The 16,998-nt window shown below is 48.6% G+C and carries 15 protein-coding genes; 4 read left to right on the plus strand and 11 right to left on the minus strand.

The window, feature by feature from the left end; translation table 11 throughout:
* Window positions 1–156 precede the first annotated feature (156 nt).
* From C9I98_RS15055 to htpG, 4 genes are all read right to left on the minus strand, one after another.
* Window positions 157–1,461, minus strand: coding sequence for an inosine/guanosine kinase (locus C9I98_RS15055; protein WP_107272159.1), 1,305 nt, complete (start codon window positions 1,459–1,461; stop codon window positions 157–159).
* Between the two features lie 161 nt (window positions 1,462–1,622).
* Window positions 1,623–2,612, minus strand: a complete 990-nt coding sequence (gene hemH, locus C9I98_RS15060) for a ferrochelatase (protein WP_036819945.1) — start codon at window positions 2,610–2,612, stop codon at window positions 1,623–1,625.
* A 139-nt stretch (window positions 2,613–2,751) separates the two neighbouring features.
* The gene (gene adk, locus C9I98_RS15065; RefSeq protein WP_036819942.1) at window positions 2,752–3,396 is read right to left on the minus strand and encodes an adenylate kinase; all 645 of its coding nucleotides are present in this window, start codon (window positions 3,394–3,396) and stop codon (window positions 2,752–2,754) included.
* A 196-nt stretch (window positions 3,397–3,592) separates the two neighbouring features.
* Window positions 3,593–5,491, minus strand: a complete 1,899-nt coding sequence (htpG, locus tag C9I98_RS15070; protein ID WP_036819939.1) for a molecular chaperone HtpG — start codon at window positions 5,489–5,491, stop codon at window positions 3,593–3,595.
* Window positions 5,492–5,748: 257 nt separating this feature from the next.
* Here htpG and C9I98_RS15075 point away from each other — a divergent pair, with 257 nt between their 5' ends.
* On the plus strand, window positions 5,749–6,609 hold the full coding sequence (locus C9I98_RS15075; protein ID WP_036827437.1) for a winged helix-turn-helix domain-containing protein: 861 nt from the start codon (window positions 5,749–5,751) through the stop codon (window positions 6,607–6,609).
* Window positions 6,600–7,148: a regulatory protein ToxS gene (locus C9I98_RS15080; RefSeq protein ID WP_036827434.1), complete on the plus strand. Its 549-nt coding sequence runs from the start codon at window positions 6,600–6,602 to the stop codon at window positions 7,146–7,148. Before C9I98_RS15075 ends, C9I98_RS15080 begins: the two co-directional genes overlap by 10 nt.
* 117 nt (window positions 7,149–7,265) lie before the next feature.
* On the opposite strand, the gene recR is transcribed toward C9I98_RS15080, so the two are convergent.
* The 5 genes from recR to C9I98_RS15105 all read right to left on the minus strand — a co-directional run bounded on the left by recR (window position 7,266) and on the right by C9I98_RS15105 (window position 11,701).
* Window positions 7,266–7,868 carry a recombination mediator RecR gene (gene recR, locus C9I98_RS15085; protein ID WP_107272160.1) on the minus strand — a complete coding sequence of 201 codons (603 nt, stop codon included), beginning with the start codon at window positions 7,866–7,868 and terminating at the stop codon, window positions 7,266–7,268.
* Between the two features lie 3 nt (window positions 7,869–7,871).
* Window positions 7,872–8,201: a YbaB/EbfC family nucleoid-associated protein gene (locus C9I98_RS15090; protein ID WP_036822669.1), complete on the minus strand. Its 330-nt coding sequence runs from the start codon at window positions 8,199–8,201 to the stop codon at window positions 7,872–7,874.
* Between the two features lie 28 nt (window positions 8,202–8,229).
* The gene (gene dnaX, locus C9I98_RS15095) at window positions 8,230–10,473 is read right to left on the minus strand and encodes a DNA polymerase III subunit gamma/tau (protein ID WP_036822672.1); all 2,244 of its coding nucleotides are present in this window, start codon (window positions 10,471–10,473) and stop codon (window positions 8,230–8,232) included.
* 146 nt (window positions 10,474–10,619) lie between these two features.
* The gene (gene apt, locus C9I98_RS15100) at window positions 10,620–11,165 is read right to left on the minus strand and encodes an adenine phosphoribosyltransferase (RefSeq protein ID WP_036822675.1); all 546 of its coding nucleotides are present in this window, start codon (window positions 11,163–11,165) and stop codon (window positions 10,620–10,622) included.
* 155 nt (window positions 11,166–11,320) lie between these two features.
* Window positions 11,321–11,701 carry a YbaN family protein gene (locus C9I98_RS15105; protein ID WP_036822678.1) on the minus strand — a complete coding sequence of 127 codons (381 nt, stop codon included), beginning with the start codon at window positions 11,699–11,701 and terminating at the stop codon, window positions 11,321–11,323.
* 501 nt (window positions 11,702–12,202) lie between these two features.
* Here C9I98_RS15105 and C9I98_RS15110 point away from each other — a divergent pair.
* Window positions 12,203–12,568 (plus strand): TraR/DksA C4-type zinc finger protein, encoded by a 366-nt coding sequence (locus C9I98_RS15110; RefSeq protein ID WP_036822684.1) that lies wholly within the window; start codon window positions 12,203–12,205, stop codon window positions 12,566–12,568.
* Between the two features lie 65 nt (window positions 12,569–12,633).
* Here the strand turns inward: C9I98_RS15110 and C9I98_RS15115 are convergent, their stop codons facing one another.
* Complete coding sequence (locus C9I98_RS15115; protein ID WP_036822692.1) at window positions 12,634–13,272, minus strand: YccT family protein; 639 nt, start codon at window positions 13,270–13,272, stop codon at window positions 12,634–12,636.
* A gap of 96 nt (window positions 13,273–13,368) precedes the next feature.
* Window positions 13,369–14,364: a porin gene (locus C9I98_RS15120; protein WP_036822687.1), complete on the minus strand. Its 996-nt coding sequence runs from the start codon at window positions 14,362–14,364 to the stop codon at window positions 13,369–13,371.
* A 538-nt stretch (window positions 14,365–14,902) separates the two neighbouring features.
* Between C9I98_RS15120 and dinG the strand changes: the two genes are divergently transcribed.
* Window positions 14,903–16,981: an ATP-dependent DNA helicase DinG gene (gene dinG / locus C9I98_RS15125; protein WP_107272177.1), complete on the plus strand. Its 2,079-nt coding sequence runs from the start codon at window positions 14,903–14,905 to the stop codon at window positions 16,979–16,981.
* Window positions 16,982–16,998 lie beyond the last annotated feature (17 nt).

Here is a 16,998-nt window from a genome sequence, read left to right on the forward strand (position 1 = left end):
CCTTCTATCAGCTGCATCGATCTCCCTGCCACCTACGCTCAAGGGGAAGAACAAGTTCGCATTCATGGTTCTGCTCTTTGCTCCTCACCAGATAGCTGGGAGGCAAGTATAAAAAAACCGCCCGAGTGGGCGGTTTCTAATAAAACAAGCAGGATCTTAGCGTTCCCAGTATGCTTCTTCCAAGCTATCTTCGCGCTCTGGTAGGCCACGGGATAGACGCGGAGAGTGCTGGGCCAGTACTTCATAGCTTACGCGGTTAGAGTACAAGCAGATCTGCGAGAACGACGAGTAAGTCAGAAAGCTGAACTGGTGCTTGCTCGACTTAGGTACATTCTCTTTGTGGTAGCGGTTGGCTGACATGTCGTGCAGTAGCGCAGACAGTGCACCGTCACCGGCACCGTTGGTGTTCTTGATACGCTCAGGGCCACCCATGTAAGGGGCAATGTGCGAGAATACCTTGATAGGATTGGTACAGTCAGACTGAAGCATCGGACGGCTGAACTCGTAGCGGTTGAACTCTGGGATCTCGCCAGGTAGGAGCGGTAGGCTCGTTTCACGCTTCGCTTCGTCTTCGGTATAGCCTGCGGTATATAGGCCGACAGGGCCTGCCGTACAAAGTACAAGGTCAACCCATTCTAGGGTTTTTTCAGAAGCCACCAGCGGATCTGACTCACCGGTTAGCGCTTCTGCTTCGTCTTCGTTCATCGCAACCACAGTCACGTGATCACGCAGGAAGTCACGCCACCATTGCGGATCATCCTGGATCACGAACTTAGTTCCCAGCGTCAGAACAACGGGTACATCATGCTTCTTGGCATACTCAATCGCGCGCATGGTGGCTTCTGGCATTGGGTCGCCGTCTTTACAACGCACCAAGTATGCCGTCAGTACCAAAGCAGACGCACGCTCGAATACAGATTCAGGGATGCTTTCAGGCTGAAGCTGGTTCATCTTGCCTTCGTTGATCGCAAAAGTACGTTCGCCGTCTTTTGAAATCAGCGCGAAGCAACGGCCGATAGGCCCTTCGACAGGTTGAAGATGGTTCATATCCATACGGCTAGAGGTATTACACAGGTAACGGTAAGCGTAGCTGCCGATCTCAATGTCTTTACTCATTACACCCAACAATACCGACTTATCATCCGCCAGCACTGAGTAGTTGTGCAATGTATTACCAATAGTACCGCCAGCAAATTCGTGGCTAATAAGATCTTTCTCTTTTAGCTCTTGGTACAGGGCTTCCGCTTTCTCGTCAGTGATCACTAACGAGTGGCCTTTACTCAGCTCATAGCGTTCCAGGAATTCATCTTCAACACATGCCTCGATATCAACTAGAGTCTGGTCGATACCGACAGTATGGGTGCGCGTTAGTCGCTTTTCTTGTTTAGCTTGGCTAAGAAGGGGATCTCGCGCATGTACAGGAAAGTAATGCTTAGATTTACGTTGGCCTGGAAATTTCATGTCAATGAGCTGTCTGTTGAGAAATTTTTGCGAATTCTATCACAGAATATAGAACAAAAAACAAAAAGCTCTCACAGAATATGAGAGCTTGGGAAAGCGCAAGGCAAGTTATAAATACAAGTTGTCCAGTTAATTTAACACCTTGTACCTGGCGTGAGAGGTTACCACCCCTGACTATGCTGCTGAACTAACTCTGCCATCAAAGCAATATGGGACGGGTTGTCATTCAAGCAAGGGATAAGGTTGAACTCTTCCCCGCCAGCCTCGATAAAGGTTTCTTTGCACCCTTCAGCAATCTCTTCCAGCGTTTCCAGACAATCGACAGAAAATGCCGGGCACATCACATCCAATCGCTTGATGCCTTTTTTCGCCAGCGCTTCTATCGTGCCTTCGGTATAGGGCTTAAGCCACTCTTCACGACCAAAAATGGACTGGTAACTCATGCTCATTTGCTCGCGCGGCATGGCGAGCGCTTCAGCCAACAAAGCGGTGGTCTCGTTGCAATGCTCAGGGTACGGGTCGCCATTATCCGCATAACGCTTCGGGATCCCGTGGTAAGAACACAGCAGGTAATCAGGCTTACCATGCGCTTGCCAAAAGTCAGTAGCTGATTGAGCCAAGGCCGAAATGTACTGCGGGTGATTGTAGTAGTCATTCACAAAGCGAAGCTCAGGAATATCTGCCTGCTGCTTGAGTACCTTGGCCACTTTATCGAACACTGCCGCTGTTGTGGTACGAGAGTACTGTGGGTATAACGGCAGAACCAGCACCCGCTTGCAGCCCTGCTGCTTCAACGCCTGCAAGCCAGAATCAATACTCGGTGTGCCATAGGTCATCCCCAACTCAACAGGTACATCTAGTTGGGCTGCCAGTTCTTGCTGCTGGCGCTGCGAATACACCATCAAGGGCGAGCCATCTTCCATCCATACCGACTGGTACAGCTTGGCGACCTTAGGCGAGCGGATAGGCAAAATCACCCCGTGAAGTATCGGACACCAAAGCCATCGGGTCATATCCACCACCCGGTGGTCGTGCAGGAACTCAGACAAAAACCGCTTTACCCCCTGCGGGGTGGCTTCGTCCGGTGTTCCAAGGTTGACCAACAACACACCATAGTCTTTATTGTTTTCGTGTTTGCTTGACTCGCTCATGATGTCCTTCACACTCTCTGGCTAATTAGCTTTTTCGTTTCAGCAATTTATACCACATTCCAAGCCAATCCGATCACCTGTTTTGCAGGCATAAAAAAAGGGCTGGCATTATGCCAACCCTTTTTTCAAGAAAAGCAAATTAAGACAGTGCTTTTTCTAGCTCAGCGCTAACAGCAGCAACAGGCTGAGTACCGTCGAATTTCAGGTACTTAGTGTTACCCGCTTCAGCTTCTTTACCGTAGTAAGCAATTAGCGGTGCAGTTTGCTCATGGTAAACGCCTAGGCGAGCACGTACTGTCTCTTCTTTGTCATCTTCACGGATAACAAGATCTTCACCAGTTACGTCGTCTTTACCTTCAACCTTAGGTGGGTTGTAGATGTTGTGGTAAGTACGGCCTGATGGTAGGTGTGCACGGCGGCCAGCCATACGCTCAACGATTACGTCGTCAGCAACGTCGAACTCGATAACGTAGTCAACGTCAACGCCGATTTCTTTCAGGCCGTCAGCCTGAGGAATAGTGCGTGGGAAGCCGTCAAGTAGGAAGCCTTTTGCACAGTCGTCTTCAGCAATACGCTCTTTAACCAAGCCAAGGATGATGTCGTCAGACACTAGTTGACCAGCATCAATTACGGATTTCGCTTGCTTACCTAGCTCTGTACCTGCCTTGATTGCTGCACGTAGCATGTCACCAGTAGAAATTTGTGGAATACCAAACTTCTCCATGATGAATTGTGCCTGAGTACCTTTACCTGCACCTGGAGCGCCCAGAAGAATGATGCGCATCGTGATCCCCTTTAGATATTAATGGAGTTTTCAAAGAATGAAAAAATACACTGATTAGCCCTGACTCGCAAGCCCAGTGCGGGCTACAAGCCATGATTACATGCTTTATCAGAATACAATTAGACATATACCCAAGCTCCTTCAAGGTATAGGTAAAGCGCGATTAGACCTTAGTCATATCGCGCTATCGGACAACTTATGCCAGCAGCTTGTTGACCGCCGCAAGGAACTGGGATGGATCGTCCATCGTGCCCTTCTCCGCCAGCATCGCTTGGCCAAGTAGCATTTCAACCCAGCGACCGAAGGCTTCCTCGTCGGCTTCATCTGCCATCTTGTTAACCAGCGGGTGATCCGGGTTTAGCTCGAAAATGTAGTTCACATCCGGTGCGTCGTGACCAGCGGCTGCTAGTAGCTTCGCCATTTGGGTGCCCATTTCGTGCTCGTCAGTCACAACCACCGCTGGGGTGTCCTGCAGTTTGAACGTGGTACGAACATCTTTCACACGATCGCCAAGGTAGGTTTTGGTGCGCTCGACAACCGACTGGAACGCTTCCTCTGTTTCCTTCTGCTTCTCTTTTTCTGCCTCGTCTTCGAACTTCGACAGGTCAAGATCCGCCTTGGTGATTGACTGGAACGCCTTACCGTCAAACTCAGGCAGGTGTCCCATTAGCCACTCATCGATGCGGTCGTGCATCAAGATCACTTCCAAACCCTTAGTGCGGAACTGCTCAAGGTGCGGGCTGTTTTTCGCCGCAGTAAAGCTGTCTGCCGTGATGAAGTAAATCTTGTCCTGTCCCTCTTTCATACGAGAAACATAGTCTGTTAGCGACACGGTCTGCTCGGCAGTTTCTGCATGGGTAGAGCTAAAACGGAGCAGTTTGGCCACCTTCTCGCGGTTAGCCATGTCTTCCGCCGGGCCTTCTTTTAGCACTTGGCCAAACTCATTCCACAACGTTTGGTATTTTTCGGCATCGTTATTAGACAGGCGCTCCATCATCGTCAGGGCACGCTTAGTACACGCCTTGCGCAATGACTGGGTCACCTTGTTGTCTTGCAGGATTTCACGCGAGACGTTCAGCGGAAGATCGTTCGAGTCGATCAGGCCGCGCATAAAGCGCAGGTAAGAAGGCATGAACTGCTGCGCATCATCCATAATGAATACACGCTGCACATATAGCTTCAGGCCGTGCTTGCTGTCGCGGTTGTTCATATCCCAAGGCGCTTTTGACGGGATGTATAGCAAGCTGGTGTAATCCTGCTTGCCTTCAACACGGTTATGGCTCCATGTTAGTGGCTCAGCAAAGTCGTGTGATACATGGTTGTAGAACTCCTTGTACTCTTCTTCGCTGATGTCAGATTTGTTACGCGTCCATAGTGCCTGCGCCTTGTTGATCTGCTCCCACTTGCGGCCCGTTTCCTTGCCTTCGTCGTCGCGTTCAACCGTTTGGATCTGTACCGGAATACCGATGTGATCAGAGTACTTGCCAATGATGTCGCGCAGGCGGTACTCGCTTAGGAATTCTTTCTCTTCTTCACGCAGGTGAAGAATGATGTCAGTACCACGGGTTGCTTTTTCGATATCTTCAACCGTGTAGTCACCTTCGCCGCCAGATTGCCAAGAAACAGCTTGATCGGCAGCAACGCCCGCGGCACGGGTATTCACCGTAACAGAATCGGCAACAATAAATGCTGAATAGAAACCTACACCAAACTGGCCAATTAACTGCGAGTCTTTCGATTCATCTTCATTTAGCTTGGCAAAGAAATCTTTAGTGCCGGATTTAGCAATAGTACCCAGGTGCTCGATAACATCATCGCGGGTCATGCCAATACCATTGTCGCTGATGATCAAGGTGCCGGCCTGCTCATTGAAAGACAGCTTTACACCTAGCGTCGCGTCATCTTCATACAAGTCTGGCTGTGACAGTGCGCGAAAACGTAGCTTATCGGCAGCATCAGAGGCATTTGAAATCAACTCACGGAGGAAAATCTCTTTATTTGAATACAAAGAGTGGATCATAAGGTGAAGAAGCTGCTTCACTTCAGACTGAAAACCGCGTGTTTCCTTGTTTTTGTGGACAGTTTGATCGCTCATCTCTACTCCAAAACTCGTACATTTGTAACTATTTTGAGACGGGTTATTTAGACAAAATTTTATAAAGCCTAAAAAGTTCATCGTCTCAATCAACATTTCTTTAAATACATATGGTCAAACCAGCCGTTTTCAACCTAAAATAGCGCTTTTATATAATTTTTATTTTTTCAGAACCATTTTTGATAAGTTTTACATTAAGAGGCGATTCAGGGAATGCATGCTATAAGGGCGTGTAAGTTGTTCCCTCGGAGCTAAAAATGAATAAAGTTGACAATAAATTCCTAATTGGGCAACGCTTTTTGTTTGACCCATATGACAACAGCTTGATCGACCAACAAGAGAATGATGAACTGACACGACTAGGCAGCAATGAGAGTCGTGCCCTGAGCCTGTTGATTGAAGATCCAGGCGCAATCATCACTCGTACACGCCTTCATGATTATGTGTGGCGCGAGCAGGGTTTTGAAGTTGATGATTCCAGCCTTACCCAGGCCATTTCGACCCTTCGTAAGGCACTGAAAGACTCCACGAAATCTCCGGAGTTTATCAAAACAGTACCCAAACGCGGTTATCAAATGATTGCTGCGGTTGAGTCTTTGGCTGAGCAATCAACCGCCAGCACTGATGAGCAACAGCCGCAAAGCGACCTTAGCACGGAAGAAACAGTGAATACCGAGGCGCCTTCGCAGGAGCAAATTCTGCCTAAAGCCTCTGATGTTAGCCCTAGCACGCAAAAAGCACCAAAAGCTAAAAAATCCTCTTGGCCTTTGATCAGCGGCCTGGCCGTGTTGTTGGCACTCCTTTTACCTATTTTGGTCAATATCAGCATGCCACCGAAGTCGGAGGCTTTTGAGCCGCTGACAACCATCAATGGCATTAATGTACTGGTTCCAAAAAACCACCCGAACGTTTCGCAGTGGGAGCCGATGATCACCGAATGTACCCAAACCTACCTTGAGTACCATAGTGGCGAAATGAAGCCAATCGAAATCATCGCAACAGGCGGGCAAAGCAACCAGCTATGGATTAACTATGTCCACAGCCATGAACTGCCAAGTGAGAATGTCACCCTGCGTTTGCTAACAAGCCAAAAGGACAACACTAAGCTATGTCAGTAATTAACAAGCAGAACCCGCTATTGGCACATATAAAGAAGTACTGGGCCATTATCCTGCTGGCTATTTCCAGCATATTTAGTGTTTGGCTTTACTATTCAAGTGATTACAAGCAAGAACAGCTTTTGATGTCACGCGAGTGGCAATCAACTCAGCTCAGCCGAATCAAAGAAACCGAACTGGAAGATTTGGGTATGCTGCGCCGTGTTGAGCAAACCAGCCACGTGGTGTACCTGCCGAACAAAACCTACTCTCGCATTACGCTAGTGAAGCTTTTCAGTGATCAGGAGCAGCCGCTCACCCTGCATATTTCTGAGTCGGGCGACTGGGATGTCAGTGGTGGTTACCTATTAACAGAGCCTAACGAGTTCAAAGACATCACCTCAGGCCAAAACAACGACTTCCAGAAACACCACCTGTCGATTGTTAAGCAAATTATCCGCATGGATGCCCGCCAGAGCCGCCGCCTTGATGTGATTAACGAGAAGTCTATCCTGCTCACTAGCCTTAGCTACGGTTCGAATATCTTGTACTCGCTATAAAGCATTAAGCGCTAGCGATTAAAGCAAAATCAAAACACATAAAAAATGCCGACATTGGAACTCCCAATGTCGGCATTTATTTTTAGTCCGATAAATATAAATTAATATTTAAATCTATCAATAAAGCTTTTGTCGCCCTGCCAGCGAGTGAGACAACGTCGTGCCATCCACCAACTCAAGCTCCCCACCCACCGGTACACCGTGGGCAATACGCGTGGCTGGAATATCATATTCGCTACAAAGCTCGGCAATGTAATGGGCCGTTGCCTCGCCTTCAACTGTCGGGTTGGTCGCCAAAATCAGCTCACCAATTTGCTCGTTCTGCATTCTGAACTCGAGGCTATCAAGACCGATGTCAGAAGGCCCGATGCCATCTAGCGGCGATAAGTGCCCCATAAGAACAAAGTATCGACCCGAGAACTGACCGGTTGATTCCACCGCAACAATATCAGCAGGGCTTTCAACTACACAAATTTGGCCATTTTCCTGACGTCGAGGGTTGGCGCAAATGGCACACACTTCCTCTTCGGTAAACGTGCGGCAATCACGGCAATGGCCAATGTCTGTCATGGCTCGGCTTAGGGCATCAGCAAGCTGTAACCCGCCTTGGCGATTTCGCTGTAACAAACTGAAGGCCATGCGCTGCGCCGACTTGGGGCCAACCCCAGGCAGGCAACGCAAGGCCTCCATTAGTTGTTCCAGTAAGTGACTGGTACGCATTAATTAGAATGGCATTTTAAAACCAGCAGGCAAGTTCATGCCGCCAGTCACACCAGCCATTTTTTCTTTCTGTGCTTCTTCAATACGGCGAGCTGCATCGTTGAATGCTGCTGCGATAAGATCTTCAAGCATGTCTTTGTCGTCTTCCATTAGGCTGTCGTCCAGCTCAACGCGACGTACACTGTGGCTACCAGTAATCGTAACTTTTACAAGGCCAGCACCAGACTCGCCAGTCACTTCCATATTTGCGATTTCTTCTTGCATCTGTTGCATGCGCTCTTGCATCTGCTGCGCTTGCTTCATCATGTTAGCCATACCGCCTTTACCAAACATATTATCTCTCTCTATTGGTCTGGTTAATCTATAAGGGTCTTACGCTGTCTTCATCTAGTACAGCCGAAAAGCGCTGACAAATGAAATTCACGTTCGGATCAGACTGTAAGCTTTGCTTTGCCTGACCCAGTTTCTGCTGATAAATCGCCTCGCGCCACTCTAGCGGCGACTGGCCATTATCACTCAATTCAATATTTACTGTCACCGACTCGGCAAACAGATCAGACAGCGCAACCGCCAACTGCTCTTTGGCCTTCGGTGTATCAAGGTGCTTCTGCGCCGGCCTTAACAACAAGGTCACTGCATTCCCCTCACGGGTATAAGCAGAGTTAAGGGCAAGCTGCTGAACCAAGCGGCCTACATTAAGTTTAGTCACCCAATCTGACCAACTATCCTGATTTGCTGCTTCCTTGACAAGCAATTTTGCCATTTCAGGTGTTTTTTCATGCTCTAGCGCCTGCTTTAATACCGTTGGCGCGACCTCTTGTTCAACAACTTGCTCTTGTTGAGGCTTTGCTGTTGGTCGCCACTGATACTCGGTATCTTTTTGTTTCTCAGCAGGGGTTGACGCACCCGGTACAGGTGATGCGTGCATCGCTGGCGCTGGTTGGCCATTTTGCTTGCTCGCAATACGATCTAACACACTAGAGGTGTTTTTTTTCGCCCGTACCGGTTCACCCTTTTTTGCAGGTGATGAATCTGTAACGTCTTTTTTACTTTTACTGCGCAGTTTATTACGCGCCGCCATCAACCCCGTTGCCGCCGAGGCTAGACGGGCGGTTGGCTGCACAGGCGCTGCACCGTAGCCCTGAGGCTGCTGCCCCTGTGGCTCATAGCCATGCGGTGGCGGCGCATCATAGCCCGGTGCCGGTTGCGACTCAGGCGCACCATGGTTTGCCGGTGGCACTTGCTGCTGTTGCGGCATTTGTGGCTGCGGCGTAGCCTGTGGTTGCATTGGTGCAGGTGCAGGCTGGCCATACTGTGGCTGTGCTTGCTGGGTAGGCGCAGCCGCCGTTTGATTACCGTTCATTTGGGCTTTCAATGCTTGTACCCGCTGCATACCTTGCGGCTGCTGCTGGGCTGGCTGTTGCGGCATTGAATTTTGCGTCGGTTGCTGCATTGATTTTTGCATCGGCGCTGGCTGGGTCGCCGGCACATTAATCGGCTGTGGCGCAGCAACTGGCACAGCAACAGGCCTAAATGCCAACATACGCAGCAACACCATCTCAAGGCCAGTTCGCCCATCAGGGGCAAAAGCCAAATCTTGGCGGCCTTGCAAGGCAATCTGGTAACAAAGCTGAATTTCCTGCGGCGAAACCGATTTGCTGAGCACCTCGATGCGCTCAGCATCCGGCGCAGAGCCATCCAACGAGGCGGGTAATGCTTGGTGCATCGCAACACGGTGGAGTTGGGTAGCCAACTCTCTCAGTAGGCTATCCCATTCGACACCCACCCCAGCCAACTCTTCCAGGCAGGCCATCGCTGGCTGCGCTTCGCCTTTGGCCACGGCTTCGAGCAAATAGAGGGCTTGCTCGGTGTTTAGCGTGCCAAGCATCTCGGACACAGATTGGGCAGCCACTTGGCCGTTCCCCAAAGCAATGGCCTGATCCGTCAAACTGAGGGCGTCGCGCATACTGCCTTCGGCAGCTCGTGACAATAAGCCCAGCGCTCGGGGCTCAAATTCAATTTGCTCTTGGGACAGCACATTCTCAAGCTGGGTTTGGATCTGGGTATTATCAAGGTGCTTCAGGTGGAACTGCAAACAGCGAGAAAGAATGGTTACCGGCAATTTCTGCGGATCGGTCGTCGCCAGAATAAACTTCACATACTCTGGCGGCTCTTCAAGGGTTTTCAGTAAGGCGTTGAAGCTGTGACGAGAGAGCATGTGCACCTCATCGATCAGGTAAACCTTAAAGCGCCCGCGGGCAGGCTTATACTGGACGTTGTCCAACAGTTCACGGGTATCTTCAACCTTAGTACGAGAAGCGGCATCGATCTCGAGCAGATCAACAAAACGCCCCTCGTCGATTTCGCGACAAGTTTCACACTGGCCACAAGGCGATGCAGTGATCCCTTGCTCGCAGTTTAACCCCTTGGCAAAAATGCGTGCGATGGTGGTTTTACCTACCCCCCTTGTTCCACTGAACAAGTAGGCATGGTGAAGACGGTTATGGGCAAGTGCGTTAGCCAATGCTGTTAAGACATGGGACTGACCGACCACATCGTCAAACTGGTGTGGACGCCATTTACGTGCCAGAACCTGATAACTCATGTTTACGAACCTTACAGAATCAAGAACTCAATGCTAGCACAGGGAGGTTTTTTGAGCGAGAGGGCGCATCATCGAGCGCCCAATCATTAGCCAGCTAAACGCTGCTATTTGAAGTATATACCCCGTTCGCCGGGGTATGGACGGCATTAGTGGCCGTCGAAATCACAGATGCTGAACACGTTGAGGCCAAGATCTTTCAGGCGGGTTTCACCACCGATTTCCGGCAAGTTAATCACGAACGCTGCATCTTCAACCACACCACCTAGACGGCGAACCAACTTAGTGGTCGCTTCGATGGTACCACCCGTTGCCAGCAAATCGTCAACTAGCAGCACTTTATCACCTTCTTGAATCGCATCAGTGTGAATTTCAAGGGTATCTTGCCCATATTCAAGCTCGTAGCTTTCACCAATCACTTCACGCGGCAATTTGCCAGGTTTGCGAACCGGTACAAAACCCACGCCCAATTCAAGTGCCAACGGCGCACCAAACAGGAAGCCACGCGCTTCAGTACCGATAACCTTGGTGATCCCCTGATCTTGGTATTTTTCGATCAATACCTGCATGGTGGCACGGTAGGCGGCTGGATCTTCCATTAGGCTAGTCACATCACGAAACAGAATACCTGGCTTAGGGTAATCTGGGATCGACTTGATACTGTTTTTGATTAACGCGAGCTTGTCTTGAGTCATAATCATTTTCCATGCCCAACAAAATGCAGGGCTAACGAGCTAAGTAAAACCGTGTATGCCTTATCGCGCGATACACTGATAAATTCCGCCCAAATAGTAGTGACTTTAGCTGCAAGGGGCAAGGATTGCGCGCAAATCAGCAGCGATAGCTTGCCCTACTCCACAGAGGAAGGAGAATCGTGTACCGGCAAGCGGTTGAACCACAGTAGCAACACGCTTAAAAAGACCAACAGCATCACTTTATGCCACACCAAAGGCACCAGGTAGATAGAAAGGGCAAAGCTAAGCACAATCATAATATTGGCGCGCCGCTTGACCTTGGAAGAAACCGCGCCGTTCTGGTGCCAGTTTCGCAAGATTGGGCCGAAATGGCGATGCTCCATCAGCCACCGATTGAGTCGAGGCGAACCACGCATAAAGCAGGCGCTCGCCAACAGCAAGAAGGGCGTGGTTGGCAATAAAGGCAATACTGCCCCCAAAACACCTAAACCGACACAAATCCAACCACACAACAATAACAGCGTACGCTTTACCATTTCCTACACACTAATATTCGCTATCCCTTCTGTGAGTCTACCTCAGCGGGGTTAAAACAAAAATACCAGCATTTGGCTGCTGGTATTTTAGGTTCGTTCAAGTAGCAATTGCTTAGCGTGACAGGATATCAATCAACGTCAAACTAGCTGGTAGGGTTGGTAGCCCCATCACCAAGACAAAACCAAAAAAGTACTTTACGCTATACGGATCTTTAAAACCCTGTTCCATGGAACTCTTCCTTTATTTAGACTTTACCTATATCCAAGCCACCCCATTTACACGTATATAATCGTGCTACATTCATGTCTATGGCTTGTGTTTCTGGCTCTTGTGGCCATTGATTATTGAGCAGGGTCAATATAGCGAATATTGGTTACTACAAAAACCGAAAGAAATTACGGTTATTAAGGGATTAACCCATAAATATTTGATTCAAATCACAATCAAACTATTCATTCGTCATAGACTAAATTTCACCACCCATAACAAATGATGATCATATGGCAACATCAGATATCAGTTTCGATCAGCTAAAACAACGCCTTGAGCAAGAGCATGGCTTGCTTGCCAAAGAGCTAAAACATGAAATGCTGCTAAATACGCTGGTGCCGTCTGCTACGGCAATCGAAAGCGCCGAGCTTGGGGAGCTCATGTTGATGGCAAAATCATCATTCATCCCTAACTTGTTTGACTTGGCGATCCGAATGGAAAAAGTCGATGCCGCAGTGTGCTCTATCAAGCTTGGTATGTACGGATTCTGCGTCGATTGCGAAGACGAAATAGAACTGGCTGATCTTCAAGATGATCCGGCCCAACCGCGTTGCAAAAGCTGCCGTGTTCACAGCCGCTACCACCACAACGCTTAAAAGCAGATAAATTTAAAGCGGGACTCGCCCGCCTTAATTTAGCTTACGCCTAGTGAGCCAATACATTATTGTTTTTGGCTTTCAACCCATTGGGCAAAGGCCGCTTTTTCTTCGTTATTGGCTTTGCTGTACCAAAGTTTCAACTGGGCCAGTGCGTCACCGCTGATTTTCACTTCGCCTTTTTCACTGACTTCCACTGTCGCCTGCTCAAGGTCGACCGCATAACCCTGCTCGAAGGTAATACCTTGCTCGCGGTTATAATCAGCCACCAACGCTTCCATATCGCTGTAGGCAGCAAAGCCCTTGCCTTGCAACTCAACGTATTCCAGCGATCGTTTGGTGCCGTTGTCTAATTCTAGTTGCCACTGCGGGCCTCGCTGGAAGTGTGCTTTTGCCTGGGACATGGTGGTCAAACGAGGCAGTACAATGGTGGCATCTTGTTCTGGCACATCCAGCTCAAACAAGTACGGGCGGGTGGTATAGATTGTAGTTTTAGACCCGTCTTTTACCTCACCATCGAAACGCACCACCACCTGGTGTTTACCGGCTGGTAGGTCGACACTCTCGGCTTCAGACCAAAATGAGGATTCCACTTTTTTGCCATCAACCACCAGCAGCTTGATATTTTTGCCGGTGCTCAATGTCGCGGCTTGCAAGCCCATTGGTAACGCCATCAACCCTGCAACAACTAGCCATTTTTTCATCGTTTTCATCCCTTCTTTCTATTTCCTAGCGCCAACATAGCAAAAAGCCGCCAAGACGGCGGCTTTTATTGAAGTAATACTAAACGTGAGTCACGATTAGAATTTAACTTCCATACCTACTAGGTAGCCAAGGTCTAGATCATCAACATCAGAGTTAGCCCAACCTAGTTCACCGTATACTTTCACGTTGCTGTGAAGCTGGTGAGTTACGTTCGCGTAGATGTTGTCGATTGTATCTTCAGCTTTGTTCGCTGGAGTATTTTCTGCTGTGATATCAGCACGGTTGTAACCTAGAGCAAATGTGTTTTTGCCTAGAGTGTAAGCACCGTTGATTTCAAAAACATCAACTTCAGATTTAACAGCGCTGTTTGCTGAATCTTCGTAGTCAACCTGAGCGTAAGATGCTGCAAATGCAAACGCACCCATTACGTACTCACCTTCAAGGCTGAAGCCATCAACATCTAGACCAGATGTGAAATTATCATCAGCCTGGATACCTTCAGCAGTGTAGTAGTAACCACGTACGTCGAAGTCACCGAAACGAGCACCTAGACGCGCATCAGTTACAGTACCGTCAGAGCCAAGGAAGTCATTAGCTGGTTTCTCAGCTTCTGCATCTAGATCGTGAGTGAAGCCGAAGTAGAACTGACCGTTGTCGAAAACGTATTTGATTGCTTCGTTACCTTCAGTCTGAACAAGGTCTAGCTGCTCAGTACCTAGCTCGTAATCTTTACCGATACCTGCATCATCAGTGATGTATAGCTGACGACCAAACGTTAGGGTACCGAAATCACCACCAAGGCCAACCCATAGCTCATCGTTAGTAACTTCACGCTTTTCGAAAGCAAAACCGATACCTGCAACCGCGTTTAGTTGGTCAGTAACTGTAACAGTAGTGTTTAACTGTAGGTCACCGTCATCTAGGTGTAGGCCAGCGTCATCATTGCTGTCTTTGTCTTGGATTGGCTGAAGGTACTGAACCTCAGCTGCACCTGAAAGGTCAACAACTACGCCGTTTGCGTCATATAGGTTGATGCCAGCTTGCGCTGAACCTGCTGCTAGTACTGATAGTGCTAGTAGTGTCTTTTTCATGATATCCACTGCCTTTTCTTATTTAGACTGGAATTCCTGTTTCCAGAATTCCTTTTCTTATACCCCTTCGGCGTTATCCCTTATAAACATAAAAGACAATAAAAAAACCAAAGAGCGAGTAATTTGTGGAACTCATCCTGACAGAACAATAATCTCCATGTCAAATCTTCTAAAGTCAAACTAAAAAAACATCAAAACAACAAACAATCAATAACTTATATGGACATGCGAGCGCATTTTGTACACTGTTGTTATATTTACGGGAACTAACTTACTTTTTTATTTATCATAAATATCAATACATAAATCTAAAAAATACCACAAAAAACAGCAATTAATAGCACAAAACACCATGCAATATAGGATCACGCAGAAGATCCATCATATAAAAACCTCCCATTCCCCCATGCATATCGGGTTCAATTTAATTTCGTGAGGGGTCTCTCACTTTTGCGAAGAAATGAACGAAAACATGCGGCCGCTCACAATCAGATGTTCGTGCTATAATGCCGAGCCCAGCCCTTACGAAGTTTCAGATATGTTACACAACCAGATAAAAGCAGATATCAAACAGTGCTATGAGAACCTAGGAAATCAGCTAGATAACTTTATACCTAGAAGGGCTCAAAACTATCTGGTGGCTGAAATTGCCAAGACGCTTGGCGGCGAATACCACAAAAAACACCGCATGCTGGTGGCTGAAGCCGGCACGGGGATTGGTAAATCTTTGTCCTACTTGCTGGGGGCAATACCCTTTGCCTTGTTTAACAACAAAAAAGTACTCATATCGACAGCAACAGTGGCGCTTCAAGAGCAGCTTATTAATAAAGACTTGCCCTTGTTCAACCGCATTTTCCCAAAAGAGTTCAGTTTTATTCTGGCCAAGGGCCGGCAGCGCTACTGTTGTAGCCATAAATTAGAAGCCAGTTGCAATAGCGATTCAGATCAACAGCTTAGCATGTGGGAAGAGAAACCTAAAAAGTCTGATTTAGAACTTTTGAGACGCATGTTGAAGGCGCGTGAAAGCAATAAATGGGACGGCGACCGTGATAGCTGGCCAACCAGTATCCCAGATCGGGTATGGCAGCAAATTGTTGCCGATAAGCACAGTTGCCACTCCGGATTACCCAAGCACCGTGATTGCCCCTTTGCCAAGGCGCGCGAGCACCTGGAAAAAGCCGATGTCATTATTGCCAACCATGCCTTGCTAATGGCGGACATTGAGTTGGGCGGTGGCATTATCTTGCCAGAGCCAGAGAAAACCATTTACGTCGTTGATGAGGCCCATCACCTTCCCCAGGTTGCCCGTGATTTTTCTTCGGCCGCGGCGAGCCTTAAAGGGGCAGCGAGCTGGCTGGAGAAACTAAACCAATCGGTCGGCAAATTGGCCGAGTTGGCTGATTACAAAAAATCGGGGCGCTTCCAAACATCGCTCAGCGAAAACATTGCCGTGCTGATCCCAAGCTTGCGCCAAATCGCCAATAACATCGACCCAGCCCATTTCAGCAAAGATGGTATTTACCGCTTTGAGCATGGTGAGCTGCCAGATTGGCTCACCGAAGAAGCCAAGGGCTGTAAAGAAGCCAGCAAGAAAGCCTTGCAGTCGTTGGGAAAAATCCACGACCTTATTTCCGAACGCACCAAAGACAATGAAATTCAGCAACGCCAGGGTGAGCAAGCACTGGCTGAGTCCGGCTTTTATCTTCAGCGCCTAGAGAACTTGGAAAAGGTATGGTCTTTAATGGCACAGCCTATCAAGGACAAAGGCGCACCGCTGGCCAGGTGGATAGAAAAAAGCCCCGACCGCGAGAATGACTACATCATTGAAGTCTCTCCCCTTGAAGTCGGCCACCGCCTTGACCAACTGCTGTGGAGCCGAGCGGTGGGCTCAATATTAGTGTCGGCAACAATTCGTGCATTGAACCAATTCGACTACTTCTGCCGCCAAGCAGGTATATTCGAAAAAGAAGCCACCCGCTTTTTGGCGTTGGCCTCGCCGTTTGATTACCAAAACAATGCCCGCTTGGTGATCCCGGCCATGCCACTCGAGCCGCAGGCCGGAAAATTCACCGACTTGCTCATTGAAAGGCTGCCAGAGTATCTGGAGGGGGAGAAATCGAGCCTAGTGCTTTTTTCTTCCTATTGGCAAATGAACCAAGTGGCTGAAAAGCTGCGTCCGTTGGCGAAGAAAAACAAGTGGGAATTATTGGTACAAGGTGAGGAAGCACGCCACATTACGCTCAAAAAACATAAAGAAAACTGTAAAAGCAACAAAACCAGTATTCTTTTCGGTACCGGTAGCTTCTCTGAAGGGCTTGATTTACCAGGTGATTTACTCACAAACCTGATCATTACCAAGATTCCGTTTGCAGTCCCTACCTCGCCGGTTGAAGAAGCCCATGCCGAGTACATCGAAAGCAAGGGGGGCAACCCTTTTTTGCAGATCTCAGTGCCGGAAGCAAGCAAAAAACTGATCCAGTCTGCCGGGCGTCTACTGCGTAAAGAAGAGGACTCTGGTAGAGTCGTGCTACTCGACCGCCGAATTATCAGCCGCCGTTACGGCAAGGCATTGCTTGATTCACTTCCGCCTTTCAAGCGCGTTATTGAGTATTCTTAAAGGGACAACAAGAAAGA

Source organism: Photobacterium sanctipauli, from assembly GCF_003026495.1.
GTDB lineage: Bacteria > Pseudomonadota > Gammaproteobacteria > Enterobacterales > Vibrionaceae > Photobacterium > Photobacterium sanctipauli.

Excerpts from the sequence above, each read along its gene's own strand:
- C9I98_RS15075 (WP_036827437.1), top strand. The coding sequence starts at position 5,749 with ATGAATAAAGTTGACAATAAATTCCTAATTGGGCAACGCTTTTTGTTT.
- C9I98_RS15055 (WP_107272159.1), bottom strand. The coding sequence starts at position 1,461 with ATGAAATTTCCAGGCCAACGTAAATCTAAGCATTACTTTCCTGTACAT.
- dnaX (WP_036822672.1), bottom strand. The coding sequence starts at position 10,473 with ATGAGTTATCAGGTTCTGGCACGTAAATGGCGTCCACACCAGTTTGAC.
- C9I98_RS15115 (WP_036822692.1), bottom strand. The coding sequence starts at position 13,272 with ATGAAAAAATGGCTAGTTGTTGCAGGGTTGATGGCGTTACCAATGGGC.
- C9I98_RS15120 (WP_036822687.1), bottom strand. The coding sequence starts at position 14,364 with ATGAAAAAGACACTACTAGCACTATCAGTACTAGCAGCAGGTTCAGCG.
- dinG (WP_107272177.1), top strand. The coding sequence starts at position 14,903 with ATGTTACACAACCAGATAAAAGCAGATATCAAACAGTGCTATGAGAAC.
- C9I98_RS15080 (WP_036827434.1), top strand. The coding sequence starts at position 6,600 with ATGTCAGTAATTAACAAGCAGAACCCGCTATTGGCACATATAAAGAAG.
- C9I98_RS15105 (WP_036822678.1), bottom strand. The coding sequence starts at position 11,701 with ATGGTAAAGCGTACGCTGTTATTGTTGTGTGGTTGGATTTGTGTCGGT.
- htpG (WP_036819939.1), bottom strand. The coding sequence starts at position 5,491 with ATGAGCGATCAAACTGTCCACAAAAACAAGGAAACACGCGGTTTTCAG.
- C9I98_RS15090 (WP_036822669.1), bottom strand. The coding sequence starts at position 8,201 with ATGTTTGGTAAAGGCGGTATGGCTAACATGATGAAGCAAGCGCAGCAG.
- adk (WP_036819942.1), bottom strand. The coding sequence starts at position 3,396 with ATGCGCATCATTCTTCTGGGCGCTCCAGGTGCAGGTAAAGGTACTCAG.
- C9I98_RS15110 (WP_036822684.1), top strand. The coding sequence starts at position 12,203 with ATGGCAACATCAGATATCAGTTTCGATCAGCTAAAACAACGCCTTGAG.
- apt (WP_036822675.1), bottom strand. The coding sequence starts at position 11,165 with ATGACTCAAGACAAGCTCGCGTTAATCAAAAACAGTATCAAGTCGATC.
- hemH (WP_036819945.1), bottom strand. The coding sequence starts at position 2,612 with ATGAGCGAGTCAAGCAAACACGAAAACAATAAAGACTATGGTGTGTTG.
- recR (WP_107272160.1), bottom strand. The coding sequence starts at position 7,868 with ATGCGTACCAGTCACTTACTGGAACAACTAATGGAGGCCTTGCGTTGC.